Origin of the sequence: Pseudomonas sp. EA_105y_Pfl2_R69, from assembly GCF_963970915.1 — a bacterium.
Taxonomy (GTDB): domain Bacteria; phylum Pseudomonadota; class Gammaproteobacteria; order Pseudomonadales; family Pseudomonadaceae; genus Aquipseudomonas.
On sequence record NZ_CAXAOO010000005.1, the window covers coordinates 117000 to 143275 of the forward strand.

Genomic DNA, 26276 nt, shown 5'->3' on the forward strand with positions numbered 1-26276 from the left:
GAGACCTGGGATTCTAATCCCAGGCGCTGGCGCGTTCAAAGGGCGCGGCGGTTATTCGATCAGTTCGACGCCGCGCAGGCGCTCGGCGCGCCGACGCAGCAGTTCGAGGGTCACCAGCAGGGCGATGGACACCAGGATCAGCAGCGTGGCGATGGCCAGGATGCTCGGGTTGATCTGCTCGCGCAGGCCCGAGAACATCTGCCGCGGGATGGTGCGCTGTTGCGGGCCGGCCATAAACAGGATCACCACCACCTCGTCGAAGGAGGTGATAAAGGCGAACAGCGCGCCGGAAATCACCCCGGGACGGATCAGCGGCATGATGATGTCGAAGAACACCCGCAACGGTGTGGCCCCCAGGTTCAGTGCCGCGCGCGCCAGGGAATAGTCGAAGCCGGTCAGGGTCGCGGTCACGGTGATGATCACGAAGGGCGTGCCCAGGGCGGCGTGGGCCAGGATCACCCCCAGGTAGCTGCCGGCCAGGCCGAGGTTGGAATAGAAGAAGAACATCCCCGCGGCGGTGATGATCAGCGGCACGATCATCGGCGACAGCAGCAGGGCGGTGATAAAGCGCCGGTAGGGCATGTCGTCGCGGGCCAGGCCGACCGCGGCGCAGGTGCCCAGTACGGTGGCGAGCAGGGTGGCGAAGATACCGATGATAAAGCTGTTCTGGATCGCCAGGATCCATTTCGGGTCGTTGAAGATCTCCCGGTACCAGCGCAGCGAATAGGCCTCCGGCTGCAGGGTCAGCATGCCTTCGGTAAAGCTGAAGAACGGCTCGACGTTGAACGACAGCGGGATGATCACCAGGATCGGCATGATCAGGAACAGCAGCACCAGCCAGGAACTGGTTTTCAGCAGCCAGGCGCCGAGGTGGTGCCAGAAGCCGAAGTACGCGGGAATCTTGCTCATGTCTGCCCCTCAGCCCAGCTTGATATTGCTGGCACCGACGAAACGATCGTACAGCCAGTACAGCAGGAGAATCAGGCCGAGCAGCAGGGAGCCCAGCGCGGCGGCCAGCTCCCAGTTGTTCGAGCGCTGCATATGGAAGGCGATGATGTTGCTGATCATCTGCCCATCGGTGCCACCGACCAGTGCCGGGGTGATGTAGTAGCCCACGGAAATGATGAACACCAGCAGCGCGCCGGCACTCAGACCCGGCAGGGTCATGGGGAAATAGATGCGGGCGAAGGCCGGAATCGGTTTGGCCCCGAGCGACATGGCGGCGCGCAGGTAGCTGTGGTCGATGCCGCGCATCACGCTGTACAGCGGCAGGATCATAAATGGCAGGAGGATATGGGTCATGGCGATGACGGTGGCGAACGAGGTGTAGAGCATCTCGAGCGGCTCGCCGATCAGGCCGCTGCTGAGCAGGAAGGAGTTGATCACGCCGTTGGTCTGCAGCAGGGCGATCCAGGCGGTGGTGCGCACCAGCAGCGAGGTCCAGAACGGTAGTAGCACCAATACCAGCAGCAGGTTGGCGCGGTTTTCCGGCAGGCCGGCCAGGTAGTAGGCCAGCGGGTAGCCGAGCAGGGCGCAGAACAGGGTGATGACCAGCGCCATATTCAGGGTCTTGCCGAACAGCTGCAGGTAGATTTGCGTGTCTTCGCGCACCTGGATGCCCTGTTCCGGGTGCATTTCCAGGTCCAGGGCGGTCAGGTAATAGTCGTAGGTGTAGACCGAGCCCGCGCGCTGGATGGCATACCAGACCTCGGTTTTACTCCAGTTGCGATGGGCCTTGAGTAAGGTCTCGACGCCTTGACTCTCAAGCTGTTCGGGCTTGAGTCGGCCGACCTTGCGGGCGCTGGATTTGACCACGCTGGACATGCCGGTATAGGCGCGGTTGAGCTCCTCGGACAGTTTGCCGGACAGGCGCTCCTTGGCCAGGCCATGCAGCTCCTGAACAAATACGTTCAGAGTGGCGTCATCGGGTACTGCTTTGCCGTCCCAGCGTTGCAACTCCACCAGGGTCAGCGGGATCAGTTCGGCCACGGCCGGGTGATGCACGCTGCGCCAGAGCATGCTGCCGATGGGCGCAACGAAGGTCAGCAGGATAAAGGCCAGCAACGGCACCACGAACAGAAAGGCGGTGAGGCGTTTCTTGCTGCGGGCGCTGGCGGCTTGGCCGGCTTCGGTGGTGGTCAGAGAGGACAAGGTGTGACTCCGCTAATCTTGGTGAGGCCGAGACCCTCACCCCAACCCCTCTCCCAAAGGGAGAGGGGTTATTCAGACTGTGTGAAAACTACTGCGCTTGGTTATCCAGCGTTAAAAACAGGCTCGGCATGCTCATTTACAACCAGTAAACTCCGCTTCCTCGCCTGTTTTTGCCTTGCCTAACCTTCGCTCGCTACGTTTTCACACAGTCTTATTACGGGTTACTTCAACAGCCACTCGTTGAATTTCTCACCGAGCGACTCGCCGTAGTCGGCCCAGAACTCGGAGCCGGCCTGGAGGCCTTTGTCCAGGTGGGCGGTAGGCAGGTGCGGGGCGGCGCTCTGGTCGGCCAGTGGCATGGACGACTTGCGGGTCGGGCCGTAGGCCACATCCGGCATGCCGGCCAGCGGCTTGGAACCGGTGGCGTAGCTGATGAACTGCATGGCCAGGTCCTTCTTCGGTGAGCCCTTGACGATGGCCCAGGCGTCGAGGTCGTAGACGTGGCCGTCCCAGACGATCACGAAGGGTTTGTTCTCCTGGCGGATGGCGTCGTAGAAGCGGCCGTTGGCCGATTGCACCAGCACCGCACCGCCGTCATTGAGCAGTTGCGGGGCCTGGGACCAGGAGTCGAACCAGACCAGGTCGTCCTTGATGGTGGCCAGCTTGTCGAAGGCGCGTTGCTGGCCTTCCGGAGTGGACAGCACTTCGTAGACGTCCTTGGGCGCTACGCCGTCGGCCAGCAGGGCCCATTCCATATTGACCTGGGGACGCTTGCGCAGGGCGCGCTTGCCGGGGATTTTCTTGGTGTCGAAGAAGTCGCCGATGCTCGCCGCCTGGGTACCACCGATGGTCTTCTCGTTGTAGGCGAAGACCACCGACCAGACGATATTGCCGACCGCGCATTCGCTGGCCAGGGCTTCGGGGATGAAGTCTTCTGCAGCTGGGGTGTCGTCGATGCCCGCCGGCAGGACGCTGTGGTCCAGGCTTTCGAGCAGGCCTTCGGAGCAGGCGCGTTCAAGGTCGATCACCTCGAAGTCGACCACGTCCCACTGGATATTGCCGGACTCGACCTGGGCCTTGATCTCGGCCACGCCGCCAGAGTAATCCTCGAACAGCACCTTGGTGCCGGTGTCTTTCTGGTAAGGGTCGATGACATGCTTCTTCTGTGCCGCGCCATAGGCGCCCCCCCAGGACACCACGGTCAGGCTGTCCTCGGCGCTGGCGGCGAAGCTGGCCGTGCCTAACGCTGCAGCCAAAGCGAATGTGGAAAAGCGGGTAGTCAGTGATCTAGCCATTGCTGTGCTCCATTGCTTTTAGTTGTGGGGTTAAAGCGTAGTCGCGGTGGGGCGGTCCAGCGCCTGGCTGTCTTGCGGCAGCCAGGCCAGGGCGACTTCATCCTTGGCGCTGAGTCGCGGGGCGCTGCTGTCGTTCAGGTTCTTCACCACCAGCTCGGTGCCGTCGCGGGTTTCGAAGTGGTAGCGAATGTATTCGCCGACATAGTGGCGGGTGACGAAGCGCGCCATCACCTGGTTGCCGGCGCTGCCGAGGCGGTCGGTGAAGGTGAGTTTTTCCGGACGGATCGACACGGTGGTCGGCAGCCCGACTTCCACGCAGTTGGCCTTCAGGCTACTGACCAGGGCACCGTCGTCCAGGCGGACGTGCACGGTCTCGGCCTCGACCGATTCGATCACGCCCTTGAGCTTGTTGCTCTCGCCGATAAAGTCGGCGACGAACAGGTTGGCCGGGCGCTCGTAGAGCACGTGGGGCGCGGCGCATTGCTGGACGATGCCGCTGTCGAACACGGCGATGCGGTCGCTCATGGTCAGGGCTTCGGTCTGGTCGTGGGTGACGTAGATCACGGTGAAACCGAGCTGTTCGTGCAGGCGCTTGATCTCGAACTGCATCTGCTCGCGCAGCTTCTTGTCCAGTGCACCCAGGGGTTCGTCCATCAGGATGATGTCCGGGGCGAAGATCAGCGCGCGGGCCAGGGCCACGCGCTGGCGCTGGCCGCCGGACAGCTGCCCGGGAAAGCGGTTGCCGAACTCCAGCAACTCGACCAGGGACAGGTACTCGTCGACCTTGGCCTTGATCTCGTCCTTGGGCCTTTTGCGGATTTTCAGCGGGTAGGCGAGGTTTTCGCGCAGGGTCATATGGGGAAACAGGGCGTACTGCTGGAACACCATGCCGATATTGCGCGCGTAGGGCGCGATACTGGTGACCGAGCGGCCGTTGATCAGGATCTCGCCGCTGGTCACGTCCTCGAAGCCGGCGAGCATCATCAGGCAGGTGGTCTTGCCGGAGCCGGAGGGGCCGAGCAGGGTGATAAATTCGCCCTTGGCCACGTCCAGGTTGAAATCCTTGACCACCAGTGTCTTGTGGTCGTAGGTCTTCTTTACATTGGTGAATTGCAGGAACGGTTTGTCCCCAGCTTGCTCAGCCATATTCCTCCCCAGCGTCCCATCAAAACAGGCGTCCCGCGATCAGGCTGTTGAAAAACTACTGCGCTTGGCTATGCGGCGTTGCAATTATGCTCAGACTGCTCATGTGCTACAGCACACTCCGCGTCTTCACCTAATTGCGCCTTGCCTGGCCTGCGCTCGCTACATTTTTCAACGGCCTGATGTGGCGTTTACCTGACTGCTTCAGTCAACCGTCTCGTTCACTTGTGGTGACGAGCAGTTGTTATGGAAATAACCAAAAGCAATAAGCACGCCAGCCGGCCATAACAGTGCACGGCTGCGCGGCGCGTGTTTCTAAGCCTAGTTCAGCTTGGGGTTTGCGCTAGCGGGGTGGGAGAAGTGGTAACAGCACAGGGGGAAGGGAATACCCGCCGAAACGCACTCGGCGGGTGCAGCGCTGCACTGCCGTGGGCGTTTCGGTGCGGCGACACGGCAGCGCGACCTTAGCTGTTGGGCAGCAGGCGCACGGTCATACTCTTGATATAGCGGGTCTCATTGATGGCCGGGTGCACCGGGTGATCCGGGCCCTGGGCTCCGCGCTCGAGCAGCTGGATATTGCGGTCCAGATGGCGCGCGCTGGTCAGCAGGATGTTCTGCAGGTCGTCTTCCGGCAGGTGCATGGAGCAGCTGGCGCTGATCAGGATGCCGTCCTTGTTGAGCAGGCGCATGGCCTGTTCGTTGAGGCGGCGGTAGGCCCCTTCGCCGTTCTTCAGGTCTTTCTTGCGTTTGATAAAGGCCGGTGGGTCGGCAACGATCACGTCGAAGCGCTCTTCCGAGGCCTTGAGCTGCTTGAGCGCCTCGAACACATCGCCCTCGACGCAGGCGACCTGATCGGTCAGGCCGTTCAGCGCGGCGTTGCGCTCGACGCCGTCGAGGGCGAAACCGGAAGCGTCGACGCACATCACGTCGCTGGCCCCGAAGGCCGCCGCCTGTACGCCCCAGCCGCCGATATAGCTGAACAGGTCGAGCACGCGCTTGCCTTTGACATAGGGGGCCAGGCGCGCGCGGTTCATGCGGTGGTCGTAGAACCAGCCGGTCTTCTGCCCTTCGATCACCGGCGCTTCAAACTTCACGCCGTTCTCTTCCAGGGCGACCCACTCCGGCACCACGCCAAACGGGGTCTCGACATAACGCGCCAGACCTTCGGCATCGCGGGCGGCGGAGTCGTTCTTGAGCAGGATGCCGCTAGGCTTGCACACCTGGATCAGGGCGGCGAGCACCTCGTCCTTGTGCCGCTCCATGGCCGCGGACGCCAGCTGCACCACCAGGATGTCGAAGAAACGGTCCACCACCAGGCCCGGCAGCAGGTCGGAGTCGCCGTACACCAGGCGGTAGCAGGGCTTGTCGAACAGGCGCTCGCGCAGGCTCAGGGCGACGTTGATGCGGTGCACCAGCAGGGACTTGTCCAGCACATGCTTGACGTCGCGCGACAGCAGGCGGGCGCAGATCAGGTTGTTCGGGCTCAGCGCGACAACCCCCAGGGGTTTGCCGCCGGCGGCCTCGAGAATGGCCTGATCGCCCGCAGCAAAGCCGCTGAGGGGGGTGGCGGCAACGTCGATCTCATTGCTGTAGACCCACAGATGGCCGGCGCGCAGGCGTCGGTCGGCGTTTGCTTTCAGGCGCAGGCTGGGCAGGGACATGGGGTAGGGCTCCGAAAAAAGAGCGAAATTATAGCGGGTTCATAGGGGCTGTAGCCGTTTCATCGTGCGAATGAAGCGGCAACAGCCCCTGGCCTTCGCGGCTTTTTCCACCAGCAGGCGAAAGTTGGCTGTGGAACGCCGCTGGCTTTGGCTAGACTGCGACGCACCTCTTATTCCGGTTGCCGTCCGCATGGCTCACGAGCTCTCCCCCGAACAGCTTAGGAAATTTCTCCAGGGCATCAGCGTGCCGCCGCAGCCGCAGATCATGGTCGATCTGCAGATGGAGCAGTTTATGCCGTCGCCGGACCTGCGCAGCATCGCCCGGCTGATCAGCCAGGACCCGGGGCTGTCCGGGGCCCTGCTGAAAATCGTCAATTCGCCGCATTTCGGCCTGACCAACCGCATCGCCTCGATCCAGCAGGCGGTCAACCTGCTCGGCTGCGACACGGTGATCAATCTGATCAACGCCCAGTCGATCAGGGGCGAACTGACCGACGAAACCATCGTCACCCTCAACCGCTTCTGGGACTCCGCCCAGGACGTGGCCATGACCTGTCTGACCCTGGCCAAGCGCATCGGCTACCATTCGCCGGACGAAGCCTACACCCTGGGGCTGTTCCATAACTGCGGCATCCCGCTGATGGTCAAGCGCTTTCCCAGTTATATGAGGGTGCTGGAGGAGGCCTATGCCAGCGCCACGGGCGAGCGCCGGGTGGTGGACACCGAGAACCGCCTGCTCAACACCAACCATGCGGTGGTCGGTTACTTCACCGCCAAGTCGTGGAATCTGCCGTTGCACCTGTGCGAGGCGATTGCCAGTCATCACAACGCCCTGGCGATCTTTACCGAGGACGCCGCCCGCGATGCCCCGCTAAAGACCCTGCTGGCGATCCTCAAGATGGCCGAGCACATCTGCGAGAGTCACCGGGTGCTGGGCAATCAGGCCGAAGATCATGAATGGCAGAGCATCGAGCAGTTGGTGCTGGAGTATGTCGGCCTGTCCGGGTACGACTTCGAGAACCTGCGCGAAAGCATTCGTGAGCTGGGGGCGACCTGAGGCGGGCTTATCCGTGACCGGCTCGTCGCTCCTGGGCATTCCTGCTAAGGTAGGGCCGCCTCCCGTTCGTCTCGATTGATCCCCCTATGCCCGAACTCCCCGAAGTCGAAACCACCCGCCGCGGCATCGCTCCCTACCTCGAAGGGCAGCGCGTCAGCCGGGTGATCGTGCGCGAACGGCGCTTGCGCTGGCCGATCCCGGAAAACCTGGATGTCCAGTTGTCCGGGCAGCGTATCGAGTGCGTCGAGCGGCGCGCCAAGTACCTGCTGATCAAGGCCGAGACCGGCAGCTTGATCAGTCATCTGGGCATGTCCGGCAGCCTGCGTCTGGTCGAGTGCGGGTTACCGGCGGCCAAGCACGAACACGTGGATATCGAGCTGGAATCCGGGCTGGCGCTGCGCTACACCGATCCGCGGCGCTTCGGGGCCCTGCTCTGGAGCGCCGATCCCCTGGGGCACGTGCTGCTCAGCAAGCTCGGCCCGGAACCTCTGACCGAGCTGTTCGACGGCGAACGTCTGTTCCAGCAATCGCGCGGCCGCAGCATGGCGGTCAAGCCCTTTATCATGGACAACGCGGTGGTGGTCGGGGTCGGCAATATCTATGCGACCGAGGCCCTGTTCGCCGCCGGCATCGATCCGCGGCGCGAGGCGGGTTCGATCTCGCGGGCGCGCTATTTGAAGCTGGCGGATGAGATCAAGCGCATCCTCGCCCACGCCATCGAGCGCGGCGGCACCACCCTGCGCGATTTCGTCGGCGGCGACGGCCAGCCCGGCTACTTTCAGCAGGAGCTGTTCGTCTACGGCCGTGGCGGCGAGTTCTGCAAGCTCTGCGGCAGCACCCTGCGCGAGATCAAGCTGGGCCAGCGGGCCAGTGTCTATTGCCCACGCTGCCAACGCTAAGCTTCCGTCAACGATCTGCTGCGCGTCGGCCATACTGCGTTAAAAACTGGCCGGGACGCGGCGTCTCGGCAAGCCGCTTGCGGCTAACGCGTTTTAGCGCGACCCGAAGGGCGAGTGAAACGAGTAATGCTCATTTACACCAGTAAACTCGCGTGCGAGCCCAGTCCGCTTCCTCGCCTGTTTTGACCAGCCAGAGGCTGTTACTAACGTAGCGCCTTGTCTGTCTCTAGCTCGCGAGATCGTCAAAGCGCGTTGATTTGATGATAAGAAATACCGAGGTCGAGATGTCCGGTAACTACCTGCCGCGCAATCCCCTGGCCGAGTGGCTTGGGCGCAGCGTACTGAAACTCATGGGCTGGCGTATCGACGGCGAGCTGCCGAAACTCGACCGTTTCGTGGTCATCGGTGCGCATCACACCTCCAACTGGGACTTCGTGATCTTTATCGCCCTGAAGTTCGTTCTGCGCCTGAACGCCCGCTGGTTCGGCAAGCACACGATCTTTCGCTGGCCGTTCGGCGGCCTGCTGCGCCGCTGGGGCGGTATCGCCATCCATCGCGGCCAGCAGGGCAATACCGTGGAGCAGGCCGTGCAGGCCTTCGGCGAGCACCCGCAGTTTATTCTGGTGTTGTCGCCGGAAGGCACGCGCAAAAAGGTCGAGCGCTGGAAGATGGGCTTCTATCACATCGCCCTGGGGGCTGGGGTGCCCATCGTGCTGGGGGCGCTGGATTATCGGAGCCGGCGGGTGGTGATCGGCCCGACCTTCTGGCCCAGCGGCGATGAAGCGGCCGATCTCGGGGAAATTCTCGGGTTTTATCGGCCCTTTATCCCGAAAAAACCCGAGTACGGCTTTTATGGCGATTGATGTCGGTCACGCTGACAATTGGCAGAGCGCTGTTATAGTTAATCGCACCGCCTCCTAATAGCTGAAGGATCGCCCCATGAAACTGTTTCGCTCAACCGCTGCTGCCCTGGCGCTGACCACTGGCTTGCTGGCCCTGCCGGTGCATGCCCAGCAGAATTCCAGCGGCGACCCGCTGTATACCGTGGAGGCCCCGGGAGCCTTCTCGATGGTGGGTGACCTGCTGATCGCCCGGCCCCTGCTGATCGCGGCGACGGTGATCGGTGCCGGGGTGTTCGTGGTGGCCCTGCCGTTCGCCGCCACCGGTGGCGGTATCGGCGCGGCCGGCAAGGCGCTGGTGGTCGAGCCCGGCAAGGCCGCCTTCGTGCGCTGCCTGGGCTGCACGGGCGACGGTTACAACAAGCGTCAGTGACCTGCCTGATGGGGCGTTAGATGCCCGCTAGCGGTCGCGAGCGCCTACAACGCTGGCGGTCCGTGGCCTGGATCCTGGTGTTTGCCCTGCTGGCACTGAGTTTCTGGTTCAGTGACGGCTGGCTGGCGTTGTGTGCCGGCCTGGCGCTCTTCCTGTTCGGCATGCAATGCCTGGAAGACGGCCTGCGCCAGCTGGCCGGCGGCCAGCTCGAACGCCTGCTGGCGCTGAGCACCGCCACCCCCTTCAAAAGCCTGATGTTCGGCGTGACGGCGACCATGCTGGTGCAGTCCAGTTCGCTGGTGTCGCTGCTGACCATCGCCTTTATCAGTACCGGGCTGATTCAGCTGGCTGCCGGCATCGCCATCCTCTTCGGGGCCAACCTGGGTACCACCAGCGGTATCTGGCTGCTGGCCCTGGCCGGGCAGAATATCAGCCTGGGTCCCCTGGCCTTGCCCCTGCTGGTGTTCGGGGTGCTGGGCAGTTTTACCGGGCCCCGCGGCCAGGCCATCGGTCGCGTGGTGATGGGGGTGGCCTTCCTGTTCCTCGGTATCGATCAGATGAAGGCCGGTTTTTCCGCGGTGGCTGGCGATTTCGATCCCCTGCAGTACCAGCTGCCGGGTATCGCCGGTGCCCTGCTGTTCGCCGGGGGCGGTTTACTGGTGACCGTTGTGCTGCAGTCCAGCCATGCCACCCTGATGCTGACCCTGACCGCCCTGGCGGGTGGCCAGTTGGCGCTGGAGCAGGGCCTGGCGATTGCCATAGGGTCCAACCTGGGCAGCACGGTCACGGCGGTGATTGGCGCACTGGGCGGCGCGCGCGCCGGGCAGCGGCTGGCCCTGGCCCATGTGCTGTTCAACCTGACCACCGGAGCCCTGGCGCTGGTGCTGCTGGTCCCGCTGGCGGCGTTGGTGCAGGCCCTGACCGCGCCCCTGGGCCTGGGCGACAACGCCCTGATCCAGCTGGCGCTGTTTCACAGCCTGTTCAATGCCATGGGGGTGGCGCTGTTCTGGCCCTGGCAGGGCTGGCTGGCCGGCCTGCTGCAGCGCTGGCTGCCAGAACCGGTCGAACCCCCCGTGCTGATCACCGAGATCGCCCAGCCCGAGGAACAGATCAGCCGCGCTCGCTATCTGGATGAAAATGCCCTGGCCAGCGCCGATAGCGCCGCCAGTGCGGTGGTGCAGGAGCTGCAGCACCTGGGGCGTCTGAGCCTGGAGGTGATCTGCCATGCACTCTATCTGCCGGTGGACCAGCTCGCTCGTGAGCGCCCGGACGACGACCTGCTGAATGCCCGGCCGGAACCCCGTGCGTTAGATGCCGAACGGCTGTACCAGCGGCATATCAAGGGGGGGTACGGCGACCTGCTGGGGTTTATGGGGCGTCTGGAGGTCACGCTTGATGAGGCCCACCAGCACTTCTGGGTCAGCTGCCAGTTGGCCGCCCTGCAACTGGTGGATGCGGTCAAGGATGCCAAGCACCTGCAGAAGAACTTGGGGCGCTACCTGCGCGAGGACGAAGGGGCGGCTCGTCAGGCCTATGTCGAGTTGCGCCGGCATCTGCTCGGCGTGCTGCATGAGGTGCGCGAGTTGGGGCATATGGAGTTGCCCGAGCAGGCCTGGAGCGAGCGTCTCGACCTGCTCGACCAGCAGGCTGCCGCGTTCGATAGCCGCTTTCGCCAGCGCCTGTTCGCCGAGGTGCGCGAGCGTCGGCTCAATGGTCAGCAGGCCAGTTCGCTGATGAATGACCTGGGCTATGCCAGCCGCATCACCCAGAGCCTGCGCAATGTGCTGATGCTCGGCCAGGGCGATGGCAACGAACTGTTCCGCCCACTGCGACAGATGCTGGCCGAGGATGGGCCGCTGATCCAGTTAAGTTGATCGAGTCGAAGGTTACGGCTTTATCGGGGCCATCACGGCGCTGCTGCCGATACCCCGCGGGTCGCTGGCGGCCTGCACCTGCCCTGTGGTCTTCTCCCAGAACAGCACCTGCTGATTGCCGTATTTCCTCTCGGTCGACTTCAGCCGATGGCCCAGGGCCTGCAGGGTGGCGATTTCGGCCGCGCTGAAGGTGTCCGGTTCATGTTCGATCAGGTCGGGGCGGAACTGGTGGTGGTAGCGGCCGACGCTGGGCCAGCGCTCGATGGGCTGGTGATCCAGGTATTGCAGGACCGCCAGCAGCACCATGCTGGGAATCCGGCTGCCGCCGGGGGTGCCAAAGCTGGCGAATTCGCCGGGGCTTTCGATAAAGGTCGGGCTCATGCTCGACAGTGGCCGCTTGCCGGCAGCGATGGCATTGGCATGACTGCCGGCCAGGCCGTAGGCATTGGCCCCCTGCACGTCGGCGGCGAAGTCGTCCATCTCGTCGTTGAGCAATATTCCGGTGCCGGGGACGGTAAAGGCGGCCCCGAACGGCAGGTTGATCGACAGGGTGGCAGCCACCGCGTTGCCCTTGGCGTCCAGCACCGAGAAGTGGGTGGTGTGGTCGCCTTCCTGAAAGCTCCCTGCCGCCGGCAGGCTGTCGCTGGAGGTGGCCCGGTCGCTGCGGATGCTCGCACCCAGGTGCTTCAGGTAGGCTGGTGCCAGCAGGCGCTCCAGCGGGTTGGCGACAAAGTCCGGGTCGCCCAGCAGGCCGCGGTCGCGGTAGGCGCGGCGCAGGGCTTCGACCACCAGATGAGTGCGCTGTGCCGAGCCGGCCTGTTGCCAGGGTAGCTGCTGCAACATCAGCAGGCTCTGGCCCAGGGCTAGGCCGCCGGCGGATGGCGGCGGTGCGCTAATCAGCTCGCGTTTATCCTGCAGGCTGACGCGTAGCGGCGTGCGTTCGACGGTACGGTATTGCGCCAGATCCTCCAGGGTCCAGATGCCGCCGGCGGCGCGCACGCCCTTGACCAGGCGCGCGGCCAGTTCGCCCTGATAGAAGCCGGCATGCCCCTCGCTGCCCAGGCGTTCCAGGGTGCGGGCCAGATCGGGCTGGCGCAGCAGGGCCAGTTCTTTGGGGATCTCGCCCTGGTCGAGAAAGATTCGTGCGCTTTCGGCGTCGTCGCGCAGGGCCGCCAGCCGCCAGCCGGCCCGTTCGCGGTAGACCCGGTCGACGCTGACGCCGCTGCGCGCCAGGCGAATGGCCGGGGCCAGCGAGTCGCGCAGCGGCAGGCGGCCGAAGCGTTCAGCCAGCTCTACCAGTGCGGCAGGCAGGCCGGGAATCGCGGCTGCCAACGGGCCATTCAGCGACAGCTGTTTCTGTACTTCGCCGTCGACCTTGTAGAGATCGGCATGGGCGGCCAGGGGCGCACGTTCGCGGGCATCGATAAAGCGGTAGCGGGGCGATTCGCCGGCTTCGCGCAGGAGGAAGAAACCACCACCGCCCAGCCCCGAGCCGTAAGGTTCGACCACCGCCAGAGCGGCGCTGATGGCCACCGCGGCATCGAAGGCATTGCCGCCCTGGGCCAGGGTTTCCTGGCCGGCGACGGTGGCGGCGGGGTGGGCCGTGGCGATGGCGGCGCGGCCGGGTTGTTCGGCCGCATGCAGTTCAAGGGCGCAGAGTAAGGCAAGCGCACCGAACAGGGCGCGCCAGGGAAGGTGGCCGCGGATCAGGCGGCCGGTCTTCATGCTTTACCGGTGATGATCAGGTATTTCTGCATCAGCTCATCCTTGCTCTCGACATTGTTCTCGTCGAGGGGAATGCAATCGACCGGACAGACTTGCTGGCACTGGGGCTCATCGTAGTGGCCGACGCACTCGGTGCACAGGTTGGGGTCGATCTCGTAGATTTCCTCGCCCTGGGAAATCGCGGCGTTGGGGCACTCGGGTTCGCAGACGTCGCAGTTGATGCAGTCGTCGGTGATGATCAGGGACATGAACTTACCACTCCTGCTGCACCCTGGGGCGCAGCCTAGATGCGTACAGAAAGACTATGACGCAAATTGTGCCGCATCGGGGCCGCGCATGCACGCGGCCATGCGGTAATGGCTCAGCGCTTGAAGCGCTCGTTCAGCGCGGCGGCCACGGCCGGGTGCACGAAGTTGGAGATATCGCCGCCCAGGGCCGCGATCTCGCGCACCAGGGTCGAGGAGATAAAGGAGTACTTTTCCGACGGGGTGAGGAACAGGCTTTCCACGTCGGGGGCCAGCTGGCGGTTCATATTGGCCAGTTGGAATTCGTATTCGAAGTCGGACACCGCGCGCAGGCCGCGCAGAAACACATTCGCCCCCTGTTCCTTGGCGAAGTGCGCGAGCAGGGTGGAGAAGCCCACCACTTCGACGTTGGGCAGGTGCTGGGTGACTTCCCGGGCCAACTCGACGCGCTGCTCCAGGCTGAACAGCGGGTTCTTCTTCGGGCTGGCCGCTACCGCAATGATCACGCTGTCGAACAGCCGTGCGGCGCGCTCGACCAGGTCGCCATGCCCCTTGGTGATGGGGTCGAAGGTGCCTGGGTATAACACTCGATTCATCGTGACATCCTGGCGGGTCCGTTGGGGAGTCGGATGGTAGCGCAGCGCTTCCCCGCGGCCAAGTCGGCCGCGGCTTATCCAGCTGATTCACGGGCGCAGAATGGCCCGTGAATACCCTGGCATCAGGCGTGCTTGAGGCGCTCGGCGAGTTTTGTCGCGAGTTTGGCGGTCAGGCCGTAGATCGACAGCTGCGGGTTGGCACCGATGCTGGTGGGGAACAGCGAGCCGTCGTGGATCGACAGATTGCCCAGTTGGTGATGGCGGCCGAGGCTGTCGGTCACCGCCTGCTGCGGGTCTTCGCCCATGGCGCAGCCGCCCATCACATGGGCGCTGCCCAGGCGGGTGCGGTAGATCTCCATGGGCAATGCGTCGATCAGCTGCCTGGCCTCGCCCAGGGTCTTCACATAGCCGGCGTCGGCGTGCAGCGGCAGCACCGCCTTGGCCCCGGCGGCGAACTGGATCTCGGCCATGCTGTGGAAGGCGCGGCGCACGCCGTCCCAGCTGTAATCGGTCATCTGGTAGTCGAGTACCGGGCTGCCATCGCCGCGCAGTTCCACCCGGCCCTCGGCGCTGTCCGGGTGAAAGCCGTCGCGCAGCAGGGCCAGCATCACGTTGGTATTGGGCAGCTGTTCCATGCGCATGGCGTTGTCGATGCCGAAGCGGCCGAGCAGGGTGGAGGTCAGGGCCGGTTGCAGCGGCGGCACTTCCAGCTTGTAGGAGAGCCGGCCGGCGGTGCCGTCGTCCCACTGGAAGTGGTCGGAGTAGATGGATTGCGGCGCGCCGTAGAAGGGGTTGATCACCTGCTCGAACAGCGCGGCGGAGAAGTTCACCAGATGCAGGTAGGTGCGTTTGCCGGTGCGCTGATGCGGGTCCGGCGCGCCCGAACGCAGGAGAATCCCCGGGGTGTTGATGCCGCCGCCGGCCAGTACGTAGTGTTTGGCCTTGACCCGGATCTTGCGGCCATTGGGGGCGACACTGCGCTCGTCCATGCCGAGGCATTCGATCCCCGTGACCCGGTCGCCCTCGATCAGCAGCTTGTCGGCGCGGGCCAGGTAGAGCAGCTCGCCGCCTTTTTCCAGGGTCGCCGGAATGGTGGTGACCAGCATCGACTGCTTGGCGTTGGTCGGGCAGCCCATGCCGCAATAGCCGAGGTTCCAGCAACCGCGCACGTTGCGCGGGATCACCTGCCATTCGTAGCCGAGCTTGTCGCAGCCGCTGCGAATGACTTCGTTGTTGGCATTTGGCGGTACGGCCCAGGGGGCGACGCCCAGGCGCTGTTCCATCTGTTCGAACCAGGGGGCCATGTCCTCGGGGCTGTGGCCTTTGACGCCGTGTTCCTTGGCCCAGTGCTCCAAGGTTGGCGCGGGGGTGCGGAAGCTCGAGGTCCAGTTGATCAGCGTGGTACCGCCGACGGCGCGGCCCTGCATGATGGTGATCGCGCCGTCCTTGCTCATGCGGCCGATGCCTTCCTGATAGAGGCTGGCGTAGGCCTGGTCCTCGAGCATCTTGAAGTCGTCGCTGGTCTTCAGCGGGCCTTCCTCGATCAGCAGCACCTTGAAACCGGCGGCGCTGAGGATTTCCGCGGTGGTACCGCCACCCGCGCCGCTGCCGACGATGGCCACGTCGGCTTCCAGGGTCAGGTCGCTGTCCAGGCGCGAGCCGTCGTAGGTTTTCCAGCCGTTGGCCAGGCCTTGCTTGAACATGTCGGGTACGGGCATTGCGGGCTCTCTTTCTTGTTCTGGCCGGCTTGGCGGCTGGGAAATGGGTTGTGCTCGTAGGGTGCGCCGTGCGCACCAGAAATACGCTCAGTCGGTGCGCGCGGCGCACCCTACGCATGGCGGTCCTTGCCCCGGCCGACGCGCAGCCAGCAGTCAGACTGTTGGTGGCCCGGGGTAGCCGCAGTGGGCCCAGGACTCCGTTCGGCTGTACCAGCTCATCATCACCAGTTGCAGCAGTGAGGCATGGCCCATCTTCAGCAGGCCGATGGAGCTGTTCTGCCAGCGCTCGAGGAAGTTGCCTACGTCGGCGGCCGATGCGTTTTGCCAGCTGCCCCAGACCCCGGTCAGCGGGCCGCGGGTGATGGGCAGGGCCAGGACATCGAACAGCTGCACCGTGAGTTTGAGCATTTCCGGCGACAGGTGGTTAAGGCTGTAGTCCAGGTTTTCGAGTGTGGCGCTGACGGCCGCGGGCATCTGCGCAGGCTGTACCGCGCCTGCGAGCATGACCGGGATCAACGCCTGCAGGAAGGGCAGGTCGGACTCGCGCAGCACGGCAAAGCCGGTTTTTGGGCTGCTGGCCGAGCAGCCGCTGAGGCTGGCGGTGAGCCCGGCGGTGGCGAGAAAGGCCGAGCCCATCAGGCCGACCTTGAGCAGGCTGCGCCGGCTCAGGTTTGGCGCTTCAAGCGTGGTGTTGTGCATTTATTGTTATCACCAATTCAGGCCATTGCCCCGGCATGCCAGGGCGGGATGGGGTTAGCGAACGAACAGCTTGTAGATCAGCTTCTGGATCGACTTGCCATAAGGTGGGTAGATCAGCTTGGCGGCGTTGAAGCGCTGCTTGATAAACACGCCCTTGGCCTTGCTGAAGGTCAGAAAGCCTTCATGGCCGTGGTAATGGCCCATGCCGGACGGGCCGACGCCGCCGAATGGCATATCGTCCTGGGCCACGTGCAGCAGGGTGTCGTTGAGGCATACGCCGCCTGAGTGGGTTTCATGCAGCACGCGCTGCTGCTCGCCCTTGTCGTAGCCGAAGAAGTACAGCGCCAGAGGGCGATCACGCTGGTTGATAAAGGCGAAGGCGTCTTCCAGCTTGTCGTAGGGGATGATCGGCAGCAGCGGGCCGAAGATCTCGTCCTGCATCACCTTCATCTCGTCCGTCACGTTCAGCAGCACGGCCTGGGGCATGCGCCGGCCCTGGGCCTCGGGGTACAGCGGGATAATGGTTGCGCCCTTGCTCTCGGCATCCTGCAGGTAGCCGTTGAGGCGCTGTTGCTGACGCTCGTTGATGATCGCGGTGTAGTCCGGGTTGTCCGCCAGCGTTGGATAGAAGCTCTGCACCGCATTGCGGTAGGCCTCGACAAAGCCCGCCACGCGGTCCTTGGGCACCAGTACATAGTCCGGGGCGACGCAGGTCTGGCCGGCGTTCATGGTCTTGCCGAAGGCGATACGCTCGGCGGCATCACTGAGCGGCACGCTGGCCGAGACGATGGCAGGCGACTTGCCGCCCAGCTCCAGGGTGACCGGGGTCAGGTTGTCGGCGGCGGCGCGCATCACGTGCCGGCCTATGCTGGTGGCACCGGTGAACAGCAGGTGGTCGAAGGGCAGTTTGGAGAAGGCCATGCCCACTTCCGCCTCGCCCAGCACCACGGTCACCAGGTCTTCGGGGAAGACCTTGGCCAGCAGGTCCTTGACCAGTTGCGAGGTGGCCGGGGTCGACTCGCTCATCTTGATCATCACCCGGTTGCCGGCCGCCAGCGCGCCGACCAGCGGGCCGATGGCGAGAAACAGCGGGTAGTTCCAGGGCACTATCACCCCGACCACGCCCAGCGGCTGGTAGATGACCTTGGCCGAGGCCGGCATAAATTGCAGGCCGACGCTGCGCCGCGAGGGCTTCATCCACTTCTTGATGCGTTTGCTGGCGTAGTGGATGCCATGCAGGCTGGGCATCAGCTCGGCGAGCAGGGTTTCGTCGGCACTGCGGTTGCTGAAGTCCTGGGAGATCGCCTGGATCAGCGGCTCTTGGGCGTCGGTGAGCATCTGGGTAAGGGCTTTCAGCCACTGCATGCGTTGCTCGGCCGAAGGCATGGGGTTGGCCTTGAACGCCTGGCGCTGGCGGGCAAAGCTGCTCTCCAGCTGACTGAGCTGCTGTTGGCTGTGTTGCAGACTTTTTTCTAGATAAGCCATGTCGGCGACCATGGTGTTGCTCCTCGGCATTCCAACAATGCAGTGCGTCAGGTGAGCTGAGGCCGCTGCAGAAAAGGTGTGCTGGATTTTTAGAGCAATTGCTCTAATCTGTCAAATAGCATGGCGCGGTCAGCCGACGGGCGCAGCCCAACGAAAAGTTAGCGCATGTCGCCAAGGGTTTTTCCGGTAACACTTCTGGCGTTTCTGCCTGTACCTTTGCCGGGCTTTTTTCCAGTCGAGATCTCTGCCATGGCCGCCCCGAAAACCCGCGAACGTATCATTCAGGCTAGCCTGGAGCTGTTCAACGCCCAGGGCGAGCGCAATGTCACCACCAACCATATCGCCGCGCATCTGGGTATTTCGCCGGGTAACCTGTACTACCACTTCCGTAACAAGCAGGCGATCATCGCCGAGCTGTTTGCCCTCTACGAAGGCCAGGTGGATACCTTTCTGCGGCGTCCCGAGGCGCGGGCGCTGACCGTGGCGGACAAGACCTTCTACCTGGAGGCGCTGCTCGCGGCGATGTGGCACTACCGCTTTCTCCATCGCGATCTGGAGCATCTGCTCGACAGCGACGCGGTACTGGCCGAGCGCTACCGGCTGTTCGCCCAGCGCTGCCTGGCGCAGGCCCAGGAGGTCTACCGGGGCTTTGTCGAGGCCGGCATTCTGCTGATGAGTGCGGCGCAGATCGAGGCGCTGACCCTCAACAGCTGGATCATCATGACGTCCTGGGTGCGTTTTCTCTGCACCACCCGCAGCGCGCCCGGCGACCTCAGCGAGGAAATGCTGCGCCGTGGCATCTATCAGGTGCTGGCCCTGGAAGGCGGCTATATCGCCCCGCCAGCGCGGGAGGCGGTGGAGGCGTTGTACGCCAAGCTGCATGTGCCGCTGGAACAGGTGATCTGAGGCGCAATGGGCAGGGCGGGGTCAGCGGCGCTGGCCACGATTGCTCTGGAGGCGGCGCGGCTAACCCACCCTACAGTGGCTTCGCGGCCTGCGCGGCCAGCCACTGCGGTATTCGCCGCTCCAGGTAGTAACCCGGACGGCGCAGCGTACCTTCGACAAAGCCGACATGGCCGCCGTGGGCGTGCAGTTCGAATTCGGTGCTGGGCGACAGCTCATCGGCTTCCGGCAGGCTGTGGGCGAACACGAAGGGGTCGTCGGCGGCCTGGATCAGCAGGGTGGGCGTGGTGATCCGGCCGAGGAAGTAGCGACTGGAGGCGCGCCGGTAATAGTCCTGGGCATCGGTGTAGCCGTGCAGCGGCGCGGTGATGCGGCCGTCGAAATCCCAGAAGGTGCGCATATTGTCCAGGGGACCGAGTTTCTCCAGGGTGGATAGGCGGTCGCTCATGCCCTGGTGGGCAAACAGGCGCTGCTTGTCCTTCACGTAGGCCACCATCTCGCGCATAAAGTGGCTCTGGTAGACCCGGGAAAAGCCCAGGCCGATACGGTCGGCGCATTGATCCAGACGAAAGGGTACCGACACCGCCGCGGCCCCCTGCAACTGGCTGTCTGCACCACTTTCGCCGAGGTACTTGAGCAGCACATTGCCGCCCAGGGAATAGCCGACTGCATAGAGCGGGGCCATCGGCCGCTGGGCGCGCAGGTGACGCACGGTTTCCGCCAGGTCCTCGCTGGCCCCGGAGTGGTAGCCGCGGGCCAGCAGGTTGGGCTCACCCGAACAGCCGCGCCAGTTAAGCGCTACGCTGGCCCAGCCCTGGGTCGCCAGCGCCTGCTGCAGGCCCAGCACATAGAGCGAGCTGGACGAGCCGGTCAGGCCATGCAGCACCAGTACCAGCGGCGCACCGGCCCGATGCGGGCCGTGCCAGTCCAGATCGAGAAAGTCGCCATCCTCCAGCCACAGCCGTTCGCGCGTGCGTTCAAGCTGCGCCGGCTGGCGGCACATGGGGTTCCACAGCGTCTGCAGATGGGGGCCGGGCAGCCACCAGGCGGGTTTGAAGGCGGTGCTCATGTTTGCAACCCTGCTTGGCCGTTACGCCGTGCGCTGCCACAGCGCGTAATACACCTGGCCGGCCTTCTGCTCGCGGTGCAAACGCCAGTTGCCGGGCATGCCGAGGCTGGAGGGCGAGTTCTCGCTTTCGGTATAGACCCAGGCGTCGGCCGCCAGCCAGCCATTCTGCTCCAGCAGGGTGCAGGCTGGCAGCAGCAGATTCTGGCTGAACGGTGGGTCGAGAAACACCAGGTCGAAGGTTGTGGCCGGCTGGCTCTGCAGGTAGGCCAGGGCGTCGACCTGCTGCAGCAGGCCGTTGGCGCAGTTCAGCGTCTGCAAATGGCCGCGCAGGCTGGCGATGGCCGCCGGATTGAGGTCCAGGGCCAGGGCGCTGCCGGCCCCGCGCGACAGCGCCTCGAGATACAGCGCGCCGCTGCCGGCGAACAGGTCGAGCACCTTGGCTCCTTCGACATAGGGCGCGAGCCAGTTGAACAGGGTTTCGCGCACCCGGTTCGGCGTCGGCCGCAGCCCCGCCGCCATGGGGAAGTTGAACTGGCGCGAGCGCCATTGCCCGCCGATGATGCGCAGCTGGCCATCGCCACCATGGGCGGGTGCGCCGTTGTGCGGCTTGGGTCGCTTGCTCATCAGTGCTCCGGTATGGCGGAAGGTGGTTCGAGGGGTTTGTCGCTGGGTGGCGGCAGTTCCTTCTGCTCGACCGTCGGCCCGGCAGTGACGATCACCAGAGCCTCGGGGTCGAGGTGTCTGGCCATGGCGGCCTTGACCTGTTCGGCGCTCAGGGCCTGTACGTCGCGCATAAAGTCTTCCAGGTAACTCAGCGGCAGGTCATAGAAACCGATGGAGCCGAGCTGGCCGACGATGGCGGCGTTGCTCGCGGTGGACAGCGGGAAGCTGCCGGCCAGTTCGCGCTTGGCGTTGTGCAGTTCGTCTTCGGTCGGGCCGCTGCCGATAAACTCGTCGAGCATGCCCTTGACCAACTGCAGGGTGCCGTCGCTGAGTTCGGCGCGGGTCTGCAGGTTGATCATAAAGGGACCGCGGGCCTGCATGGCACTGAACCCGGAATACACGCCGTAGGTCAGGCCGCGTTTTTCGCGCACTTCGCTCATCAGGCGAGTGCCGAAACCGCCGCCACCGAAGATCTGGTTGCCCAGATAGAGCGCGGCGTAATCCGGGTCGCGGCGGTCGATGCCCAGCTGGGCAATCATCAGGTGGGTCTGGTTCGACGGGAACTCGATATGTTGCAGGCCGGCCTCGGGCGTCTCCGGCTGGGCGATGCGCGGCAGCGCCGGGCCTTGCGGCAGGGCTGCGGAGACCGCGCCGGCGATGGCTTCGGCTTCCGCTCGGGACAGGTCGCCGACCAGGGCCAGTACCGCGTTGCCGGCACTGTAGGCCCTGGCGTGGAAGGCCTGCAGCTGCTCGCGGCTGATGGCCGGGATCGATGCGGCGGTGCCGTCGCTGGGGTGGGCGTAGGGGTGGCTGCCGTACAGGCGCTCGAACAACGCCAGGCTGGCCAGCTTGCCGGGGTTCTGCTTCTGGTATTCGAAGCCAGCCAGCAGCTGGTTCTTGATCCGCGCCAGGGCGTCCTCCGGAAAGGTCGGCTGGCCGATCACCTGGTTGAACAGCTGTAGCGCCGGCTCGCGCTGTTCCGCCGCACTGAGGCTGCGCAGGCTGGCGATGGCCATGTCGCGAAACGCGCCGTTGCCGAAGTCGGCCCCCAGGCTTTCGAAGCCGGCGGCGATGGCCCCGACGTCCTTGCCCGGTACGCCTTCGTTGAGCATGGCGTTGGTCAGCATGGCCAGGCCGGGTACGCCCTGGTCCTGGCTGCTGCCGGCGGCGAAGGTCAGTTGCAGGTCGAACATCGGCAGCTCGCGGGCTTCGACGAACAGCACCCGGGTGCCTTCGGCGGTTTGCCAGGTCTGGATATTCAGGTCACGGTGACTCGGCGCGTCGCCGTTTAGCTCGGCCAGGGACTCGATGACGGGCTGCCCCGCGGGGGTGGCCGGGCTGTCAGTCAGGGGTTCGGGGCGGTTGCTCACCAGGGCCAGCAGGCCCAGCAGAATCAGTAGCGCCAGGCCGAGCAGGCCGTAGCGCAGGCCATTGCGCTCACTCATCGTCCTTCTCCTCGGGTAGCACATGGGCGACGCTCAAGCGGTCGCGGGTAAAGAAGGTTTGCGCCGCGCTCTGGATATCGGCCGGGGTCACGGCCTCCAGTTCGGTCAGTTCCTGGTCGATCAGCGTCCACGACAGGCCGACGGTTTCCAGCTGGCCGATGGCGGTGGCCTGGCTGGTGATCGAGTCGCGCTCGTAGACCAGCCCGGCGATGACCTGGGCGCGCACCCGCGCCAGCTCCTCGGTGCTCGGAGGGTTCTGCTGCAGGTCCTGCAGCTCGCGCCACAGGCCGGCTTCGGCCTGCTCCAGGGTCTTGCCGGTTTGCACATTGGGCGTGGCCGAGAGCACGAACAGGCTGTCGCCGCGCGGGTAGCCGTTGTACCAGGCCGATGCGCCAGAAACCAGCTCTTCGCCACGTTCCAGGCGGGTCGCCAGGCGGGCGCTGTAACCGCCGTCGAGCAGGGCGGCGATCAGGCGCAGAGCGTGCACCTGGCGCGGCTGTTCGGCGGTGGCCAGGCCGGGCACGTTAAAGCCCATCATCAGACTCGGCAGCTGGGTTTTCAGGTACAAGGTGATCTGCCGTTCGCCGGGGGCGGCCAGTTCGCGCGGGGCTTTCGCCGGCGGTACGGCACGCTGGGGAATGTCACCGAAATAGCGTTCTGCCAGCACCTTGACCTCGCTGGCGCTGACGTCGCCGACCACCACCAGGGTGGCGTTGTTCGGCGCGTACCAGGCTTCATACCAGGCGCGCAGTTCCTCCACCGTCATGCGCTCGAGGTCGGCCATCCAGCCGATGGTCGGGGTGTGGTAGCCGCTGGCGGGGTAGGCCATGGCCTTGAAGCGCTCGTAGGCCTGGGAGCCGGGCTTGTCGTCGGTGCGCAGGCGGCGCTCCTCCTTGATCACCTCGATCTCTCGGGCGAATTCCTCGGCGGGCAGCTTGAGGCTGGCCAGGCGGTCGGCCTCAAGCTCCAGGGCCACGGCCAGGCGGTCGCGGGCCAGCACCTGGTAGTAGGCGGTGTAGTCGTCGCTGGTGAAGGCGTTTTCCTCGGCCCCCAGTTCGCGCAGGATGCGCGATGCCTCGCCGGGGCCGAGCTTGCGGCTGCCCTTGAACATCATGTGCTCGAGGGCGTGGGACAGACCGGTCTGCCCCGGCGTCTCGTAGCTGGAGCCGACCTTGTACCAGAGCTGGGAGACCACCACCGGGGCGCGGTGATCCTCGCGGACGATGACCTTGAGGCCGTTGTCCAGGCTGAACTCATGGGTCGGCTGGGGTTCTGCGGCCGTGGCCAGCAACGGCAGGCCGACGGTGGCGAGCAACAGGGTTGCGGCGCGTAGAACGGTCATATGCATGGGAATGGGGTCACCGTGATGGGCTGCGTGCGTCGCCGGGGATGCCGCTGACAAGCTGCAGGAGAAGCCTGGGCATGGCGTTGTCGAGGGATTCTAGCGGCAAGCGACTATTAACAGAACCGTGAGACTGCTCGGGCGTGGCGTCGTTCCTTGCTTCGGGGCGCGCATCTATTGCGAAATCTGTCGTTCGGGGCTGGTTTCCAGGCCGAAGCCGCACCGGGCGCAGAACGCCGCCAGGTAGTCGATAAGGGCCTGGACCTTGCGCGTGGCCCGGCGATGGCTGGGGTAGACGGCGAGGATCAGCGGGCCGAAGGCATCCGGGTCGAAGTCGTAGTCGGCCATCACCCGCTGCAACTGGCCAGTCTCCAGGTAGGGTTTGACGCTCCACAGCGGGCAGGCGTGCAGGCCCGCCCCCCTCAGGCAGTTGGCCAGCAACAGGTCGTAGTTGTCGCTCTCCAGGCGCGCCCGCGGCACGGGGGAGCGCAGGCGCACGCCGTTGAGCGATATCCACCGGTAATGCTGATCCAGCGCCGGGTGATGGTAGATCAGCCACTGGTGGCGGTCGAAGGTTGCCGGCGTGACCGGTGTCGGGTTGGCCGCCAGGTAGGCCGGGCTGGCGCACAGCACGATCTGGTTGCGCCCCAGCGCTTTGGCGATCAGCCCTGGCTGGTCGCTGCGGCCCTCGCGCAAGGCCAGGTCATAACCGCCCTCGGCCAGGTCGACGAAGGCGTCGCACAGGTCCACCCGCAGGCAGATCTGTGGGTGTTCGGCGAGAAAACCGGCGCAGGCGTCGTCGAGAAACGCTCGGCCAAAGGCCAGTGGCGCGGTCAGCCTGAGGTGGCCGTGCAGGCCGTGCTTGAGCTGGCCGATCTCCTCGCCGGCGTCATGCAGGCGCTGCAGTACCTGGCGGGCCGTCTCCAGATAGAGTCGGCCGGCCTCGGTCAGCGCGGTGCGCCGGGTGCTGCGCTCGAACAGTTGCGCGCCCAGTTCTGCTTCCAGGTGGCTGACCGCCTTGGTCAGGGCCGACGGCGTCTTGCCCAGTTGTTCGGCCGCCCGGCTGAAACTGCCGTGCTCGGCGGTGGCGACAAACATGCTCAGGGCACTGAGCTTGTCCATGATTGTTTCCTATATGGCAAAAATGTTTTGCTCGGTAGCGGTGTTCTGTCGCTGTCTGTTCGCCGCTAGTCTCCTGGCCATACCAATAAAAACCAGAGGCTGCTGCGATGCAACGATTAATTCCAGGCGTATTGGCCGGGGTGCTGGCTTTTTCCTCGATGGAAGCTATGGCCGCCGCGGATCTGCTGCTGTTCAACGGCAAGGTGTTTACCGCCGAACCCGGCCAACCCCTGGCCCAGGCGGTGGCGGTGGCCAACGGCAAGATCCTCAAGGTCGGCAGTGACGCCGAGGTAAAAGCCCTCGCCGATGCCGATACGCAGTTGATCGACCTGGCCGGCAAGGTGCTGATGCCGGGCATGATCGACACCCACAGTCACCCGATTATGGGGGCCATGGCCAGCCTGCGGGCCAATCTGTATGACGAGGTGCTGGCGTTGGACGAGCTGGAGCGCTGGATCCTCGAACAGGACCAGGCCGGCACCGCGCGCATGGGCGACCTGATCGTGATTTCCGGGGTCAGTTCGGCTTACTGGGAACAGAGCGCCGGGCTGGGCGCTATCTTCAACCAGGGTCGCTGGCTCAAGCAGCCGCTGGTGCTGGACGGCATCGACGGCCACACCGGCTGGGCCAACCAGGCCATGCTCAAGCGCCTGCAGATCGATGCCGAGCTGGTGCGCGGCCTGTCGGACAAGGAACGCGGCTTTATCGCTCACGATGGCGACTTCAACCCCACCGGCTATCTAGCGGAAAACGGCTGGGACCGGGTGCGCAGCCAGTATCCCGCCCCCAGTGAAGCCGACATGCTCGACGCCGCTCGTGAGGCGGTGAAGATCAACAACCAGGTCGGCGTTACCGCCTGGATGGATGCGGCGGCCAATGCTGGTGACGGCGACAGCCTGTTCGAACTGCGCCCCTCCGAGCAGGATGTCGGCGTGCTGCCGCTGTACCGCGCGCTGGCCGAGAAGGGCGAGCTGAGCGCCCACGTCGCCGCGCTGCTGGTGACCCACCCGCAAAGCCAGCCGGCCGACCTGCAGGTGCTGGACAAGGTCATGCGGCAGTTCCAGGGCGTGCCCAACCTGAGCTTCCCCGGGATCAAGATCTTCGCCGATGGGGTGATGGAATTTCCCGGGCAGACCGCCGCGGTACTCGACCCGTTCAAGAACAGCCTCAAGCGCGGCGAACTGCTGATCGACCCGGCCGGCTTCGGCAAGCTGGTGACGGCGGCCGAGCAGCGCGACTGGATCGTCCATGTGCATGCGGTGGGCGACCGGGCGGTGCGTGAAGCGCTGAACGGCTTCGAGCAGGCGCGCCAGCTCAAACCGACGCCGGTACCGCACAGCATCAGCCACTTGCAGATGGTCAATCCCAAGGAGTTTCCGCGTTTCGGGCAGCTGGGTGTGATCGCCTCCATGCAATTGCTCTGGGCCACCGCCGAGAGCTACACGGAAGAGCTGGTCAAGCCCTACGTCAGCGCTGCGGCCTACCAGTACCACTACCCGGCGCGTTCGCTGCACCAGGCCGGTGCGACCATCGCCGGGGCCAGCGACTGGCCGGTGTCCAGCCCCAATCCGTGGAACGCCATCGCCCAGGCCAGCACCCGCCAGGGTCCGCTCGGGGTGCTCAACGCCAAGGAAAGCATCGACCGGCAGACCATGTTCCAGGCCTACACCCTCAACGCCGCCAAGGCCCTGCGTCTGGACGACCGGATCGGCTCCCTGGCACCGGGCAAGCAGGCCGATCTGATCGTGCTGGATCGCGATGTGTTCCAGGTCAGCGACGAGGAACTGTTCGACACCCAGGTGCTGCAGACCGTCTTCGCCGGCAAGACGGTGTACCGCGCCGAACCAGGAAAGGCGGTCGCGCAGGTGCAATAACCCATCGCCGAGCAACCTTGCCTGCCTCGCCTTGCCGT

The 26276-nt window shown here is 64.8% G+C and carries 23 protein-coding genes; 7 read left to right on the forward strand and 16 right to left on the reverse strand.

All coding sequences use genetic code 11. From position 1 onward, the window contains the following. Nucleotides 1-51 precede the first annotated feature (51 nt). The 5 genes from AACY13_RS15430 to AACY13_RS15450 form a co-directional block, all read right to left on the reverse strand. Nucleotides 52-909, reverse strand: a complete 858-nt coding sequence (locus AACY13_RS15430; RefSeq protein WP_339462467.1) for an ABC transporter permease — start codon at nt 907-909, stop codon at nt 52-54. A gap of 9 nt (nt 910-918) precedes the next feature. Further along, on the reverse strand, nt 919-2151 hold the full coding sequence (locus tag AACY13_RS15435) for an ABC transporter permease (protein WP_339462468.1): 1233 nt from the start codon (nt 2149-2151) through the stop codon (nt 919-921). Nucleotides 2152-2372: 221 nt separating this feature from the next. Beyond that, entirely contained in the window at nt 2373-3446 is a 1074-nt protein-coding gene (locus AACY13_RS15440; protein WP_339462469.1) for an ABC transporter substrate-binding protein, read from the reverse strand. A 30-nt stretch (nt 3447-3476) separates the two neighbouring features. Continuing rightward, nucleotides 3477-4592 (reverse strand): ABC transporter ATP-binding protein, encoded by a 1116-nt coding sequence (locus tag AACY13_RS15445; protein ID WP_339462470.1) that lies wholly within the window; start codon nt 4590-4592, stop codon nt 3477-3479. A gap of 461 nt (nt 4593-5053) precedes the next feature. Further along, nucleotides 5054-6250, reverse strand: coding sequence for a class I SAM-dependent rRNA methyltransferase (locus AACY13_RS15450; protein ID WP_339462471.1), 1197 nt, complete (start codon nt 6248-6250; stop codon nt 5054-5056). 244 nt (nt 6251-6494) lie between these two features. Between AACY13_RS15450 and AACY13_RS15455 the strand changes: the two genes are divergently transcribed. The 5 genes from AACY13_RS15455 (at nt 6495) to AACY13_RS15475 (ending at nt 11352) form a co-directional block, all read left to right on the forward strand. Further along, nucleotides 6495-7307, forward strand: coding sequence for an HDOD domain-containing protein (locus AACY13_RS15455; protein ID WP_339462686.1), 813 nt, complete (start codon nt 6495-6497; stop codon nt 7305-7307). 86 nt (nt 7308-7393) lie between these two features. Continuing rightward, entirely contained in the window at nt 7394-8206 is an 813-nt protein-coding gene (gene mutM / locus AACY13_RS15460; RefSeq protein WP_339462472.1) for a bifunctional DNA-formamidopyrimidine glycosylase/DNA-(apurinic or apyrimidinic site) lyase, read from the forward strand. A gap of 284 nt (nt 8207-8490) precedes the next feature. Continuing rightward, the gene (locus AACY13_RS15465; RefSeq protein ID WP_339462687.1) at nt 8491-9069 is read left to right on the forward strand and encodes a lysophospholipid acyltransferase family protein; all 579 of its coding nucleotides are present in this window, start codon (nt 8491-8493) and stop codon (nt 9067-9069) included. A gap of 76 nt (nt 9070-9145) precedes the next feature. Next, nucleotides 9146-9478, forward strand: coding sequence for a multidrug transporter (locus AACY13_RS15470; protein WP_339462473.1), 333 nt, complete (start codon nt 9146-9148; stop codon nt 9476-9478). Nucleotides 9479-9498: 20 nt separating this feature from the next. Then, nucleotides 9499-11352, forward strand: a complete 1854-nt coding sequence (locus AACY13_RS15475) for a Na/Pi cotransporter family protein (protein ID WP_339462474.1) — start codon at nt 9499-9501, stop codon at nt 11350-11352. 12 nt (nt 11353-11364) lie between these two features. On the opposite strand, the gene ggt is transcribed toward AACY13_RS15475, so the two are convergent. The 6 genes from ggt to AACY13_RS15505 all read right to left on the reverse strand — a co-directional run bounded on the left by ggt (nt 11365) and on the right by AACY13_RS15505 (nt 17832). Beyond that, the gene (gene ggt, locus AACY13_RS15480) at nt 11365-13077 is read right to left on the reverse strand and encodes a gamma-glutamyltransferase (protein ID WP_339462475.1); all 1713 of its coding nucleotides are present in this window, start codon (nt 13075-13077) and stop codon (nt 11365-11367) included. After that, nucleotides 13074-13325 (reverse strand): YfhL family 4Fe-4S dicluster ferredoxin, encoded by a 252-nt coding sequence (locus AACY13_RS15485; protein WP_090250215.1) that lies wholly within the window; start codon nt 13323-13325, stop codon nt 13074-13076. Before AACY13_RS15485 ends, ggt begins: the two co-directional genes overlap by 4 nt. A gap of 113 nt (nt 13326-13438) precedes the next feature. Beyond that, nucleotides 13439-13918, reverse strand: a complete 480-nt coding sequence (gene coaD / locus AACY13_RS15490) for a pantetheine-phosphate adenylyltransferase (protein ID WP_339462476.1) — start codon at nt 13916-13918, stop codon at nt 13439-13441. A 122-nt stretch (nt 13919-14040) separates the two neighbouring features. Then, on the reverse strand, nt 14041-15636 hold the full coding sequence (locus AACY13_RS15495; RefSeq protein WP_339462477.1) for a GMC family oxidoreductase: 1596 nt from the start codon (nt 15634-15636) through the stop codon (nt 14041-14043). 153 nt (nt 15637-15789) lie between these two features. Further along, nucleotides 15790-16335 (reverse strand): twin-arginine translocation pathway signal protein, encoded by a 546-nt coding sequence (locus AACY13_RS15500; protein WP_339462478.1) that lies wholly within the window; start codon nt 16333-16335, stop codon nt 15790-15792. Between the two features lie 54 nt (nt 16336-16389). Beyond that, the gene (locus AACY13_RS15505; protein WP_339462479.1) at nt 16390-17832 is read right to left on the reverse strand and encodes a coniferyl aldehyde dehydrogenase; all 1443 of its coding nucleotides are present in this window, start codon (nt 17830-17832) and stop codon (nt 16390-16392) included. Nucleotides 17833-18069: 237 nt separating this feature from the next. On the opposite strand from AACY13_RS15505, the gene AACY13_RS15510 reads away from it, so the two are divergent. Next, a complete protein-coding gene (locus AACY13_RS15510; protein WP_339462480.1) occupies nt 18070-18726 on the forward strand; it encodes a TetR/AcrR family transcriptional regulator in 657 nt (218 codons plus the stop codon). Between the two features lie 70 nt (nt 18727-18796). Here the strand turns inward: AACY13_RS15510 and AACY13_RS15515 are convergent, their stop codons facing one another. The 5 genes from AACY13_RS15515 to AACY13_RS15535 all read right to left on the reverse strand — a co-directional run bounded on the left by AACY13_RS15515 (nt 18797) and on the right by AACY13_RS15535 (nt 24364). Next, nucleotides 18797-19792, reverse strand: coding sequence for a hydrolase (locus AACY13_RS15515; protein ID WP_339462481.1), 996 nt, complete (start codon nt 19790-19792; stop codon nt 18797-18799). 21 nt (nt 19793-19813) lie between these two features. Further along, nucleotides 19814-20416 carry a 16S rRNA (guanine(966)-N(2))-methyltransferase RsmD gene (gene rsmD / locus AACY13_RS15520; protein ID WP_339462482.1) on the reverse strand — a complete coding sequence of 201 codons (603 nt, stop codon included), beginning with the start codon at nt 20414-20416 and terminating at the stop codon, nt 19814-19816. Continuing rightward, a complete protein-coding gene (locus AACY13_RS15525) occupies nt 20416-21900 on the reverse strand; it encodes a M16 family metallopeptidase (protein WP_339462483.1) in 1485 nt (494 codons plus the stop codon). The genes rsmD and AACY13_RS15525 overlap by 1 nt, the downstream gene beginning before the upstream one ends. Then, on the reverse strand, nt 21893-23248 hold the full coding sequence (locus tag AACY13_RS15530; protein WP_339462484.1) for a M16 family metallopeptidase: 1356 nt from the start codon (nt 23246-23248) through the stop codon (nt 21893-21895). Before AACY13_RS15530 ends, AACY13_RS15525 begins: the two co-directional genes overlap by 8 nt. A gap of 168 nt (nt 23249-23416) precedes the next feature. After that, nucleotides 23417-24364, reverse strand: coding sequence for a LysR family transcriptional regulator (locus AACY13_RS15535; protein WP_339462485.1), 948 nt, complete (start codon nt 24362-24364; stop codon nt 23417-23419). Nucleotides 24365-24471: 107 nt separating this feature from the next. Between AACY13_RS15535 and AACY13_RS15540 the strand changes: the two genes are divergently transcribed. Further along, nucleotides 24472-26238 (forward strand): amidohydrolase, encoded by a 1767-nt coding sequence (locus tag AACY13_RS15540; RefSeq protein WP_339462486.1) that lies wholly within the window; start codon nt 24472-24474, stop codon nt 26236-26238. The last annotated feature ends 38 nt before the right edge of the window (nt 26239-26276 follow it).

Excerpts from the sequence above, each read along its gene's own strand:
- AACY13_RS15540 (WP_339462486.1), top strand. The coding sequence starts at position 24,472 with ATGCAACGATTAATTCCAGGCGTATTGGCCGGGGTGCTGGCTTTTTCC.
- AACY13_RS15525 (WP_339462483.1), bottom strand. The coding sequence starts at position 21,900 with ATGAGTGAGCGCAATGGCCTGCGCTACGGCCTGCTCGGCCTGGCGCTA.
- AACY13_RS15450 (WP_339462471.1), bottom strand. The coding sequence starts at position 6,250 with ATGTCCCTGCCCAGCCTGCGCCTGAAAGCAAACGCCGACCGACGCCTG.
- AACY13_RS15465 (WP_339462687.1), top strand. The coding sequence starts at position 8,491 with ATGTCCGGTAACTACCTGCCGCGCAATCCCCTGGCCGAGTGGCTTGGG.
- AACY13_RS15535 (WP_339462485.1), bottom strand. The coding sequence starts at position 24,364 with ATGGACAAGCTCAGTGCCCTGAGCATGTTTGTCGCCACCGCCGAGCAC.
- AACY13_RS15430 (WP_339462467.1), bottom strand. The coding sequence starts at position 909 with ATGAGCAAGATTCCCGCGTACTTCGGCTTCTGGCACCACCTCGGCGCC.
- AACY13_RS15505 (WP_339462479.1), bottom strand. The coding sequence starts at position 17,832 with ATGGTCGCCGACATGGCTTATCTAGAAAAAAGTCTGCAACACAGCCAA.
- AACY13_RS15500 (WP_339462478.1), bottom strand. The coding sequence starts at position 16,335 with ATGCACAACACCACGCTTGAAGCGCCAAACCTGAGCCGGCGCAGCCTG.
- AACY13_RS15515 (WP_339462481.1), bottom strand. The coding sequence starts at position 19,792 with ATGAGCACCGCCTTCAAACCCGCCTGGTGGCTGCCCGGCCCCCATCTG.
- ggt (WP_339462475.1), bottom strand. The coding sequence starts at position 13,077 with ATGAAGACCGGCCGCCTGATCCGCGGCCACCTTCCCTGGCGCGCCCTG.
- mutM (WP_339462472.1), top strand. The coding sequence starts at position 7,394 with ATGCCCGAACTCCCCGAAGTCGAAACCACCCGCCGCGGCATCGCTCCC.
- AACY13_RS15530 (WP_339462484.1), bottom strand. The coding sequence starts at position 23,248 with ATGCATATGACCGTTCTACGCGCCGCAACCCTGTTGCTCGCCACCGTC.
- rsmD (WP_339462482.1), bottom strand. The coding sequence starts at position 20,416 with ATGAGCAAGCGACCCAAGCCGCACAACGGCGCACCCGCCCATGGTGGC.
- AACY13_RS15510 (WP_339462480.1), top strand. The coding sequence starts at position 18,070 with ATGGCCGCCCCGAAAACCCGCGAACGTATCATTCAGGCTAGCCTGGAG.
- AACY13_RS15495 (WP_339462477.1), bottom strand. The coding sequence starts at position 15,636 with ATGCCCGTACCCGACATGTTCAAGCAAGGCCTGGCCAACGGCTGGAAA.
- AACY13_RS15445 (WP_339462470.1), bottom strand. The coding sequence starts at position 4,592 with ATGGCTGAGCAAGCTGGGGACAAACCGTTCCTGCAATTCACCAATGTA.
- AACY13_RS15475 (WP_339462474.1), top strand. The coding sequence starts at position 9,499 with ATGCCCGCTAGCGGTCGCGAGCGCCTACAACGCTGGCGGTCCGTGGCC.
- AACY13_RS15485 (WP_090250215.1), bottom strand. The coding sequence starts at position 13,325 with ATGTCCCTGATCATCACCGACGACTGCATCAACTGCGACGTCTGCGAA.
- AACY13_RS15440 (WP_339462469.1), bottom strand. The coding sequence starts at position 3,446 with ATGGCTAGATCACTGACTACCCGCTTTTCCACATTCGCTTTGGCTGCA.
- AACY13_RS15470 (WP_339462473.1), top strand. The coding sequence starts at position 9,146 with ATGAAACTGTTTCGCTCAACCGCTGCTGCCCTGGCGCTGACCACTGGC.
- coaD (WP_339462476.1), bottom strand. The coding sequence starts at position 13,918 with ATGAATCGAGTGTTATACCCAGGCACCTTCGACCCCATCACCAAGGGG.